8 protein-coding genes and 1 pseudogene are annotated in these 11,796 nt (G+C 48.7%); 4 read left to right on the forward strand and 5 right to left on the reverse strand.

Going from position 1 to position 11,796, the window contains the following annotated elements; all coding sequences use genetic code 11:
- Nucleotides 1–31 precede the first annotated feature (31 nt).
- The 5 genes from V8Q34_RS17065 to V8Q34_RS17085 all read right to left on the reverse strand — a co-directional run bounded on the left by V8Q34_RS17065 (nucleotide 32) and on the right by V8Q34_RS17085 (nucleotide 7,897).
- Entirely contained in the window at nucleotides 32–2,290 is a 2,259-nt protein-coding gene (locus V8Q34_RS17065; protein ID WP_244806669.1) for an ATP-binding cassette domain-containing protein, read from the reverse strand.
- A 106-nt stretch (nucleotides 2,291–2,396) separates the two neighbouring features.
- A complete protein-coding gene (locus tag V8Q34_RS17070; RefSeq protein WP_033139503.1) occupies nucleotides 2,397–3,083 on the reverse strand; it encodes an ABC transporter ATP-binding protein in 687 nt (228 codons plus the stop codon).
- Nucleotides 3,084–3,105: 22 nt separating this feature from the next.
- Complete coding sequence (locus V8Q34_RS17075; RefSeq protein WP_442893853.1) at nucleotides 3,106–5,532, reverse strand: ABC transporter permease; 2,427 nt, start codon at nucleotides 5,530–5,532, stop codon at nucleotides 3,106–3,108.
- A gap of 250 nt (nucleotides 5,533–5,782) precedes the next feature.
- Nucleotides 5,783–7,195, reverse strand: a complete 1,413-nt coding sequence (locus V8Q34_RS17080; RefSeq protein ID WP_335835958.1) for a sensor histidine kinase — start codon at nucleotides 7,193–7,195, stop codon at nucleotides 5,783–5,785.
- On the reverse strand, nucleotides 7,196–7,897 hold the full coding sequence (locus V8Q34_RS17085) for a response regulator transcription factor (RefSeq protein WP_054351336.1): 702 nt from the start codon (nucleotides 7,895–7,897) through the stop codon (nucleotides 7,196–7,198). It abuts the gene before it with no gap.
- A gap of 196 nt (nucleotides 7,898–8,093) precedes the next feature.
- Between V8Q34_RS17085 and V8Q34_RS17090 the strand changes: the two are divergent.
- The 4 genes and pseudogenes from V8Q34_RS17090 to V8Q34_RS17105 form a co-directional block, all read left to right on the forward strand.
- Nucleotides 8,094–8,759 (forward strand): annotated as a pseudogene (locus tag V8Q34_RS17090) (hypothetical protein); the annotation flags it as partial.
- A gap of 409 nt (nucleotides 8,760–9,168) precedes the next feature.
- Nucleotides 9,169–9,840, forward strand: coding sequence for a response regulator transcription factor (locus V8Q34_RS17095; protein WP_227210538.1), 672 nt, complete (start codon nucleotides 9,169–9,171; stop codon nucleotides 9,838–9,840).
- Entirely contained in the window at nucleotides 9,837–11,021 is a 1,185-nt protein-coding gene (locus V8Q34_RS17100; protein WP_335835959.1) for a sensor histidine kinase, read from the forward strand. Before V8Q34_RS17095 ends, V8Q34_RS17100 begins: the two co-directional genes overlap by 4 nt.
- Nucleotides 11,022–11,115: 94 nt before the next feature.
- Nucleotides 11,116–11,796, forward strand: coding sequence for an ABC transporter ATP-binding protein (locus tag V8Q34_RS17105; RefSeq protein ID WP_227210473.1), 681 nt, complete (start codon nucleotides 11,116–11,118; stop codon nucleotides 11,794–11,796).

Below are 11,796 nucleotides of genomic sequence, written 5' to 3' on the forward strand. Positions count from 1 at the left end.
ATGTCCCCATGGCGGCTGTTTTCATACTGTTTTATCCACGTTCCAGAGATTTTCTGAGGTATCTGGCGGTGATGGTATCGGCGTTTTGGACCATTTCCTGAGGTGTTCCGGTAAATACCACTCGGCCTCCGCCTGTTCCGCCGTCAGGCCCCACATCAATAATATAATCTGCCTGTTTCATCACGTCCAGATTGTGCTCGATCACAATGACTGTGCTGCCGCGCTTTACAAAGCTGTCCAGAAGTCTCATGATATTCTTCACGTCTGAGGCATGCAGACCTGTGGTGGGTTCGTCCAGCAGATAGATGTTTCCCTTTTTATCCAGGTGTTTTGCCAGCTTTACCCTCTGACGTTCTCCTCCTGAGAGGGTGGACAGGGGCTGGCCGAGGGTCAGATAGGACAGTCCTGCCTCTATCATGGCCCGGAGCTGTTTATGGATTTTTTTGTTGTCCCAAAAGAACTCTGCAGCCTCCTCAGCGGTCATATTTAAAATGTCCAGTATGTTCTTTCCCCTGAAGCGGTAGGACAATGCCTCGTCGCTGTACCGGCTTCCCTCGCAGACCTCGCAAACAGTGGTGACAGGGTCCATGAAGACCAGTTCTGTTACAACCACACCTTTGCCCTTGCAGGCAGGGCAGGCTCCCTTGCTGTTAAAGGAGAAGAGGGCGGCATCTACTCCGTTTTCGGCAGCCAGCAGTTTGCGGATATCGTCAAAAAATCCCAAAAAAGTGGCGGGAGCGGAGCGGCCCGTGGCAGTGATGGGAGACTGGTCCACCAGTACCACACGGTCTTCGTACTGCTTTGCGAATACATCCCGGATAAGACTGGATTTGCCGGAGCCGGCCACGCCTGTGACCACGGTCAGTACATTGGTTGGAATGTCAACAGATACATGCTTCAGGTTGTGGATATCCGCGTTCCTTACGGGAAGGAACTCTTTTGCTGTTCTCGGATTTTGTTTGACGGGAATGTATTCTGACATGGCGTTTCCCGTCAGGGTTTTTGACCGGAGCAGTCCTTCATAACTGCCCTGGTAGAGAATCTGTCCGCCGTTTCTGCCTGCCAGAGGGCCTACATCAATGACCTCATCGGCTATGGAGATCACATCCTTGTCGTGCTCCACCACGAGGACCGTGTTGCCTTTGTTCCGCAGGCTCTGCAGAAGTTTGGTCATGCGGTGGACATCCCGCGGATGCATTCCGGTGCTTGGCTCGTCAAAAATGTAGGTCATGCCTGTAAGAGAACTTCCCATATAGCGCACCAGCTTCAGACGCTGTGCCTCACCGCCGGAGAGCGTTGTGGATTCCCGGTTCATGCTCAAATAGGGAAGTCCGATCTCAATCATGCGTGTCAGGGAAGCAGTCAGGGTATTGACAATGGTTTCGCCTCTGGGGTCTTTGATCTCCTGCAGGACGGTGCAGAGTCTGGTAAATTCCATATCACACATTTCATCAATGCTGTACCCGTTTATGCGGCAGGAAAGCGCTGCGGGATTCAGGCGCTTTCCACGGCAGACAGGGCATTCACGTTCTTTTACCAGCCTCTTCAGACGGAGGAGGGAGCGGTCACTGGAGTTTGACAGGTCACGTTTGATGAGCAGACGGTTCAGGTGGTTGTAGATGCCTTCTATCTTTTTGTTTACCTGTGTTCCGCCTTTTTCATATGCTCCGTACAGCAGCAGGTTTTTCTCTTCTTCGGAATAATCCCCCCACTTTTTATCAAGATCAAACAATCCGCTCTGTGTGTATTGCTTCCAGTACCAGTTGCCGGAATGGAAGGCAGGCAGTTCCACCATACTTTCATTCCAGCTCTTATCCGGATTCAATACCTGGTCCATGTCCAGATCCAGGATCTTTCCGATACCGGAACATTCCGGGCACATACCGTTGGGGTCATTAAAGGAAAAATAAGATGCCGTCCCCACGTAAGGTTCTCCGATACGTGAAAAGAGCAGGCGCAGCGCAGAATACATATCACTGATGGTACCCACTGTGGAACGCGCGTTCCCGCCCAGCCTCGTCTGGTCTATGATAACAGAGGCAGTGAGATTGTCTATAAAATCCACTCGCGGTTTTTTGTATTTGGGCAGCCTGCCCCGGATAAATGCCGTGTAGGTTTCATTCATCTGCCTTTGGCTTTCCGCGGCTATGGTGTCAAATACAATGCTGGATTTGCCGGAACCGGAAACACCGGTAAAGACAACTATCTTTTCTTTTGGTATTTCTAAAGATACGTTTTTTAAGTTATTCTGCTTTAATCCCTGGATGATGATCTTATCCTTATGAGACATATCGTTCCTCACTTTCATTTAGACATATGATCCATTATAACAGCATAAGAAATAAATATCCTGACTTTTTTTGCTGTTTTATGACAAGAGCAGAATAAGCCTCCGGTCAGACAAGGATTCCGTCCTGTACGGTTATGATCCGGCTGCTGCTTTTGGCTGCTTCGGGCGAATGGGTCACCATAAGGATCGTCTGCCCGCTTCTGCGGTTGATATCACGAAGCAGGTCCATGATTTCCGCTCCGGTTTTGCTGTCCAGATTTCCTGTGGGTTCATCCGCAAAGAGGATTTCAGGGTTTCCGATCAAAGCGCGGGCGATGGCCACACGCTGCTGCTGGCCTCCGGATAATTCCCGGGGCGTATGCCTGCGCCGGTCCGTCAGACCTGTGACCTCCAGAATCCGGGAGAGCTGTTCTTGGTGATTCGCTGTCTTTTGGCCGTCCAGAAGCAGGGGGAGCATAATGTTCTCTTCCACATTCAGATTGGGGATGAGATTGTAGAACTGAAAGACAAATCCAATTTTCCGCCTTCGTATCCGGCTCATCTTTTCATCATCAAAGCCTGAAATATCGGTTCCGTTCAGATATACATGGCCGCTGGTAGGCGTGTCCAGCCCGCCGAGAATATAGAGCAGTGTGCTTTTCCCGGAACCGGATGGTCCCATAATGGAAACAAATTCACCGCGTGTCACCTGCAGGGAAATATCTCTCAGCACTTTTGTGACCGCATTTCCCATGGGAAATTCTTTTATGAGATGTCTGCCCTCAATGGCAGTTTCGCTGACTGTATGTTTCATGTTATATCCTCCCGTTAATATATTATTCACTTTTGATCTCCTCCACCAGTTTCATCCGCCTGCTTTTGATGATGGGCACAACTGAGCCCAGCAGTGTGATTACAATTCCCATTGCTGCGGAAAAAAAGAAAGTGCCGGCATTTAGTCTGGGAACCATTGAGATTTTGGGGCCGGCTACCAAAAAGATGGTTTGTATTTCAAGATAAGAGACAAAGACAGCTATGGCAGCACCGATCAGTCCGGAAGAAAAGCCTTCTGTCAGTGTCATTTTTATATTCTGGCGGCTGCTTAACCCTACAGATTTATACATGGCAGTAATTCGCCGCTTTTGGATATAGTTGATCAGCAGATTATTGATGATACCTACGGCGGCCAGCAGTAAAATAAAATAAGTCATGCTGTGCATGGGCTGTAAGAAGGTGCCCACAGTGGAAAGGGCGTCGGTGTTGAATTCCTTCACCGTCCGGCTCCAGTTTGCCGTTTCACCAAACAGACTGCGGATCTGTACCATGACTGCATCCGGGTCAGCGGCAGTGTAGGCGAGAAAGTCATATGCCTGAGCTCCAAAATCCGAAACTGCGCAGACAGAGGGAATGACTGCCTCCGCATCGGTAGCCCTTGATTTGAAACTGCCGATCACCAGATAATGATACCGGTTTGTGCCGTTTGACAGAACAAGGGTATCTCCCTTTGAAAATCCGGTCTGCTTCATACAGTCTTCGCTGAGAAGGATGACGCGTTCAGACCCAAAAGCAGCGGCAGCCCGGGACTGCTCTGTATTTTTCGTATAATGGATGGCAAGCATGGAGCTGTACAGGTCCAGGTCATCCGCCGCCTCCACACGTCCCAGGGCGATACCTTCTGCCTGCAGCCGGTTATCCAGGATATGGAGCGGGAGCACTTTTTCAACCCCATCCATCCCTTTTACCTGTTCTACAAATGCCGGTTCCATATGCCCGTCAGCAAATCCCTGAAGTTCGGCGCCCCTGAATACATCGCTGACGTAAGTGGTTACAAAATCCCCCACAACGGATATGGCAATCACAGCGGAAATGCTGATGAACAGAAGTGTGATATTTTGTATCACATTTTTATTGCCGCGCATATTGCGGGCAGCCAGTTTCCCTTCGTTTCCCAGAATGATTCCGTAAATACGCTCCAAAACCACGGCAGTCCGATCTGTGAGCAGGGGTATAAGGATAATGGCAGCCGCGATCAGTCCCAGAAGGGATATGCCTCCCATGAGGTACAGCATATTTCCGGAGACAGTCCTTGGAAGTATGACAGAGAACAGGAATAACAGGATGCCGGCCGCGGCAGTCAGGCGTCCGGATATCTGCTTTTCCTCCGTAATACCCAGAACCACTTCTTTTACAGGCAGGCGGCTTGTCCGGTGTATGGGCAGCCACGCAGATAAAAGAGAGGCGCTTACAGCCACAGCAAATGAGAAAATAACGCTGAAAGGGGTGATGACAGCCGGAATCTCAATGCCTTGTGAGAGGGAGCGGCTCATGCCCTGCAGAATGCATTTCAGGACCAGTATCCCTGTCGGAATGCCGAGCAGTCCGCCGATACATCCGTACAGGCTGCTTTCCAGCATGAGAATGCCTGTGAGGGTTTTTTTTGCTGCCCCGATGCTGCGGAAGGTTCCGATTATGGGGAGTCGTTCCAGGGTTATCACTTTGTAGCTGCTGTAAATGATGAATATACTCATGGTCAGCGAGAAAAAGCTGATGAGGAAAAAGGGCATGGACTTTTGCCGTGCATCGGCGGTTACCTGGTCTTCGCTGAACGTTTCGGTTATCAGGTATGTTTCAGCCGGCAGGGCTGTTTCCAGATCTTTTTTCAAAGTCTCTGCGGAAACTCCCTGGGAGGGCTTAATGAGAATCTCACTGTATCCGTCTGTATAACCCAGGAGGCTGTGCAGAAAGGAGAGGGGAAGCAGCGCGGTGGCCCCTCTTGTATGCCGCAGGAAGAAGGTGTCATAGGCGGCAATCTCAGCTACATCCAGTTTTATGGATTCCCCGTTTATCTGCAGGGTTATGGCATCTCCTTTTTGAATGCCGTATTTTGAGGTGAATCGGTCCGGCAGAATGATTCGGCTGCCGGAAAAATCCGAGATATCTTTCCCGTCAGCGAGCCGCGGGGGATTGATCTTTTTAAGTTCTGAAAGCTCGGCGGCTGCCAGGTCAATGGTCTCGTAATAACCGTTTTCGTGGTACAGAGCACTGCCCTTTAGTATACCGGCTTTCGCGTCAATGGACAAAAGATCGGGAATCTCATCGGTATGGATGAGACCTTCTTTTGCGGACACGGAAACCGCCGCGCTTCCCGCCATTCCCCGTGCCATTTTTTGCTGGGCACTTTCATAGGAAGCGCCAATGGAGAAGGAAACAAACAGCAGAGTGGACGACAGGAGTATGGACAGGATCATAACGCCTGTCCTCATCTTTTTTTCTTTCACATTTGTCAGAATGTATTTTATAATAATCTTCAAGATACACCTACTTTCTGCCGGAGGAATCCTTTGATTCCTTCAGAGCGTTTAGAATTGTTGTATGTAGTTTCCAGATGCATACGGCGGTCTTTTTCCATTTCACTTTCTCACCTCCCGGTATTAATGAAAAAGGCTGACAGTTATCATAGATACATGATAAACTGTCAACCTTAACGGGAGTTGCAGATAACCTTAATTAACCTTAATGCAGAGGAAATGCGATCGTAAATACAGTTCCCGTGCCGGGAGAACTGGAGACGGAAATCCTTCCGCCGTGGAGTTCCACAATATCTTTTGCTATGGCAAGGCCAAGCCCGGTTCCTTCTCTTTTCTGGTCTGTGGAGGTTCCACGGTAATACCGCCGGAAGATCTGTTTCGTTTCCGCGGCGGTCATCCCTTTTCCGTTGTCACTTACAGTTATCTGCAGTGTGGAATCGGGGACAGAGACGGAAATGGCAGCTTCCGTATCCGATGTTCCGTGGGCAAAAGCATTGAGAATCAGGTTTTGGAATGCTCTTGTGAAAAGTGTCCGGTCAAAGGAATAGGGAATCGTCTCCGCGGCAGCTTCAAAGCGGATCGTGCGCTGTTCATATTCCGGGGAGTTGAGAAGATCGATCACCAGCTCTTTTAAAAAGCGCACAATATTTTCTTCCCGGGGGTCCATGGGAACCATATTGTTTGTCAGCTGATAAGTGAGCTTCAGGTCATTGATCAGTGTTTCCATGTAGGCGGAGTTTTTCAGTATGATGTCTGCATACTGCCTGCACTGTTCTTGGTTTATACTGCCGGAGTCCAGAAGCAGTTCCGCATAACCTTTTATCGGTGAGAGGGGTGTTTTCAAATCGTGGGTGATATTGGCGATCCATTCCTCCCTCATCCGGTCCGTTTCAGCCTGCAGGCGGTCGCTCTCCCTGATTTCTTGGTCCATCCGGTTCAGGCTGTCATAAATCTCGAAAAAAGTTCCCTTTCCCTGAACGGGAAGATAGCTGCGCACAGCGATCTCCCGGATGGAGTCAGTGAGCTGCTTCACGGCCTCAGCGGTCCGAAAGCCGTAGAGCATGCCGGATATAGAGAGGACGAGAAAGAGTATGGCTGTCACCGGCAGGATCACAGCCTTACCGGCAGTAAAATGCTCTCCGTTCAAATACATGGTGACTTTAGAAACTTTCACAGGAAAGAAAAGGATGTAACTGTATTCTCTGTCCTTAAGTGACAGGGTTTTTATAACTGCTGTAAGGCTGCTGCTTTTGAGCCTGCCTGTCTTGGAGATGGAAAGCAGGCTGGCAGCAGAGTAGGATTGCTCAGCCTGACTCGGTTTTTGATAATGAAAAAGCTCAAAACCGGTGGAGTCGAGAATCTGAATGCCGATTTCATTTTCCCGAAGAAGTTCTAAGCCGTTTTGCTTAACCCCGGGGCCATCCTCTTTAAAAATGATCTGCTCCTGGAAGCTGTCGGAAAACTTCACGGGCCAATCACTCCGCACAAAGGTACCGTCGGGTTTTCGTAAGGTGATAAGCCAGCAGATGAGCGCTGCCGCTGCAAGAAGGGTTCCCAGCAGAGACAGGAAAAAAATGAGATACATATGAAACATGGTGCGGCATCCTGATTTTTTCATCTAATCAGTCCTTTTCCTGAGCTTGTATCCCAGGCCTTTCACTGTGATCAGTTGTCTGGGTCTGGAAGGGGCATCCTCTATTTTTTCCCGCAGATGGCGGATGTGTACCATAATGGTATTGTCACAGATGCTGCTGTACTCCCCCCATACCTGTTCATAGAGACGCTCTTTGCTGATAATTTTATCCGTATTTTCCATAAAATAGGCGAGGAGAAGAAATTCCCTTCCTGTCAAGGGGAGCTCCGCACCGGATTTGTATGCCCGTCCGCTCTCCCTGTCAATGGTAAGAGGACCCGCACTCAGAACAGCGGTGCTGCAGGAGAGACCGGCCGCATATTTCTGCCGGCGCAGCTGAGCCTTGATTCGGAAAACCACTTCCCGGGGGCTGAAGGGCTTGGTGATATAGTCATCACCGCCGCAGGAGAGCCCTAATATTTTATCAATTTCATCGTTCTTTGAGGAGAGGAACAGGATGGAACAATAGGAGAATTCCCGGATCTTCCTGCAAACCTCCAGTCCGTCAAGGTCCGGAAGCATAATGTCCAGAATCATCACATCGGGCTGAAATTCCCGGCAGACTGCCAGCGCATCCATTCCGGTACAGGCCTTCCGGATGTTTCGGAAACCGTCCTGTATCAACACCTCTTCCAGCAAATCAGCGATATCTTTTTCGTCATCTACCAATAGGATCTTTTCGTCCATAATTTCCACCTGTTCTTTCTGCGTAGGGATTTGTGCTGCTGTTATGCAATATTATATTTCGTAAATGAAAAAGATACAAGACTAAAGATGCGCGGGACGTAAGACCTGCGGATTAAGCAGAAATTATGCCATAAATCAGGGTATCCGAAGCAGCACGTCTCACGGACTTTCCATGATATAAGTCCGTTTATATCGCGGTGGAATGTCAGGAGAGACTGGATATGAGCTGTTTGGAGACAGCGCGGACGGTTCTGTCATCTGGCATGAGGTGGCAGAAGCAGGAAAAGAATTTGGCCTTCGCCAGCTGGGAATGCGCAGTCTGATGCTGAATCATCTGCAGGCGTATTTTCCGACTATCTGGGTAGATTTTATTCCGGCGGTTGTTCCTGGCGCAGAAGCACTCCATCGCTCTCCTGTGGACTTTGGCTGGGAACATCTGGTGGATAAAACCCGGGATTTTCCGGGTAAGGATGCTGTTTTAGAGGAAGCGGCTGATCCGAAAACAAAATGTGTGACCCTGGAATGGAATACAGAGGACTGTATAACTATCTTCACATCTCTTTTTGATGAAGACGAGGAACCTTTTGAACAGATGGGGCTGCCAGTAAATACCTCTGATTTTTCAAGTGCAATCCCTCAGTTTATTCCGGCATTTAATAAGAAACATGAAATGATAGGTCTTGTATCCAACCGGGGATACAGCTGCCAGTTCAGAAAGGTAATCTCCTTGGCAGACCTTGACATCCGTTATACTCAGGAAGGAACCGAAGTTTATGTACTGTACGGTTCTGAGGGCTGCCGTCAGATGATGGTCCGCGCAGTAGTTACCCGCACACCGTACAAAAAGGATAATCGAAAATAAAGAATGCAGGATGGGACAGAAAGGCGGATGGTTTGCATCCGCCTTATATGATTTGTAAATGATCAGAGCCCCGTTACTTTTTCCGTCTTTTGCCAGCTTAAGAATCAGCTATGTATCCATCTCAGAACGAATTCCCCAATCGTCATAACCAATAGAGTCTATGCACACTGTTACTGCACATGACTTAACCCGGCATGCTCTGCTGGGTTTTTAGGGGCTTTTTGCTGTTATATCTGCAGAACCATTTCTGCCGGAGCGCCTCATGAACTTGCAGGAGAAAAGCAGAGCATAAAGAAGCCCATAGTATTTCCTACCCCGTTTTGGTATAATAAATACACTTACATAAAACTAGTTCAGTTAGCTGAACAGTCAGATAATACCAATGAAATATGAAAGTGAGAGCAGAGAAATGATAGATCTGTATTACGCGGAAGATGACGAGACTGTTGCACAGGCGGTAAAAGAATATCTTGAGCAGGAAAACTTCCGGGTAACGGTTTTTTCCATGCTTGCGGGCATGAAACAGGCATTGAGAAGCAGGCAGCCGGACCTGGTCCTTTTAGACTGGAACATGCCGGATGGGCAGGGGAACGAATTGTGCGGCTGGCTCCGCGCGAGATGGCCCTGGCTGCCTGTGATCTTCCTGACTGTCCGCGGCGATTCCCATGACGTGGTTGGCGGATTTCAAAAAGGTGCCGATGATTATGTTGTCAAACCCTTTGAACTGGAGGTGCTGCACTCGCGTATCCTTGCTTTGCTGCGCCGTACAGGCCAGGTGAAAGTGAACTGTTATCATTGCGATTCCCTGACACTGGATATGGATAAGATGTCTGTTTTCTGTGATGGCGAGGAACTTGTTTTAAGCCAGCCGGAATACCAGATTCTTCTTCTTTTGATGGAAAACAAAGGAAAGACCGTAACAAGGAAACAGCTTCTGGAAAAAGTATGGGATAGCAACGGTAATTATGTGAATGATAACACACTGACGGTGACCATAAAACGTTTACGGGAAAAACTGCATCAGCCTGCATGTCTGAAAACCATAAGGAGTTTTGGCTACCGTATGGAGGATACGCTATGACACAACAAAAGAAACAGATGCTGATGACCATACTCCCCATAGTGGTCTGCGCAGCAGGAATCCTGTTTTTGAACAATATGTGGCAGTGCCGGTATGAGAGGGATTCTTACAGGGGTATTTCAGCGCTTTGCCAGACCATACTGGAAAATGACCCGGGAGCAGAAGAGCTTTTACTTTCTTCTCTGAAAGAATATCAGTCACAGGAAGAGTGGAAAACCGGCGGAAATGTATTCCTGGAGCAGTTCGGATACACGGAGGAGGATTTTTCCGGCAGTAAAGGCTGCGGTGTATTATTTGCAGTCAATGCTGCTGTTTTAATATCGGCAGCATTTTTTCTGTCCTCCCGGTCTGCAAAAAAGCACATTGAGGCGAGGGTATCCGGGCTTACGAAATATCTGGAACAGGTTAATGCGGGAAAAACAGGGACCATTGTTCAAACTATAGAAGATGAATTTTCTCATCTGCAGGATGAAATTTATAAAACCGTCACCAGCTTGTATGTAACAAGAGAAAATGCATTAAAAGCAAAAGAACGTTTTGCGGATAATCTGGCCAACATTGCTCATCAGCTTAAAACACCGCTTACAGCGGCACTTCTATCCCTGCAGCTGATGGAGAAAACAGCTCCGAATACTTATACAAAACCTATCAAGAATCAGTTAGAGTGTCTGAACCGGCTGGAAGAATCCCTGCTGACTCTGTCTAAGATTGATTCCGGGGCACTGCTGCTGGAGCATTCACCTGTGGATGTTTACACTGTACTGAATCTGGCTGTCGAAAATCTGGAAGAGCTGATGCGCAGGGAAAAGGTCATGGCAGACATTCCGGACAAAGGATGCGTGGAATTTCAGGGGGATATGGAATGGACCATGGAGGCTTTGATGAATCTGATAAAAAACTGTGCGGAGCATTCTCCAGAGGGAGGCAGGATTCACTGTGATTATTCCAAAAATCCACTTTATACGGAAATTTTAATCTGGGATGAGGGGCAGGGGTTTGCCCCGGAAGATATTCCCCATCTTTTTGAACGGTTTTACCGGGGGAAGAGAGCCGTTAAGGGCGGAATCGGAATCGGGCTGGCGCTCGCCTGCTCTTTATTTGAACTGCAGGGCGGCACCCTTTCAGCCAGGAATCTGCCGGCAGGAGGCGCTTGTTTTGAAATCCGGTTTTACAGTCACTGAGATGTCATCTTTCTTTGTTATAATATAGCTGCGGGGCAATACAACTGCTTTCCCGCAGTTCGCAGACATATTTTACAGAAGGGAGAGATGAACTTTGGAAGTGTTAAATTGTATTGGAGTAAGGAAAATATACGGCAAGGGCAGCAGTCAGACAGCGGCTCTTAACGGGATTGATCTGTCAGTGGAAAAAGGAGAATTCGCAGCTATCGTGGGGGCCTCCGGTTCCGGAAAATCCACTCTGCTGCATATTCTTGGCAGTGTGGACCGGCCCACAGAAGGGAAGGTCATAGTGGAGGGAACGGATATCTCTTCCATGAATCCCACGCAGGCCGCCATTTTCCGGCGGAGAAAAGTGGGGCTGGTCTATCAGTTTTATAATCTGATTCCAACGCTTACGGTCGAAAAGAATATTCTTATGCCGCTTTTGCTGGATAAAAGAACTGTGGACAGGGAGTATTTTAAACAGGTCATTACCTCACTGGGGATTCAGGACAAACTGGATGCCCTGCCCAGCCAGCTGTCCGGCGGGCAGCAGCAGAGAACGGCCATAGCAAGGGCGTTGATTTACCGTCCGGCTATCCTTTTAGCTGATGAACCAACCGGAAGTCTGGATCGGAAAAACTCCAGGGAGATCATTGATCTGCTGAAATTATCCAACCGGAATCTGGAACAGACGATTCTGCTGATTACCCATGATGAAAAAATAGCACTGGAAGCAGACCGTATCATTGCCATTGAAGATGGCCGCATTGTCAGCGACCGGAAGCGGGGGTAA

Source organism: Blautia sp. JLR.GB0024 (assembly GCF_037000545.1).
Taxonomy (GTDB): Bacteria; Bacillota; Clostridia; order Lachnospirales; family Lachnospiraceae; genus Blautia; species Blautia celeris.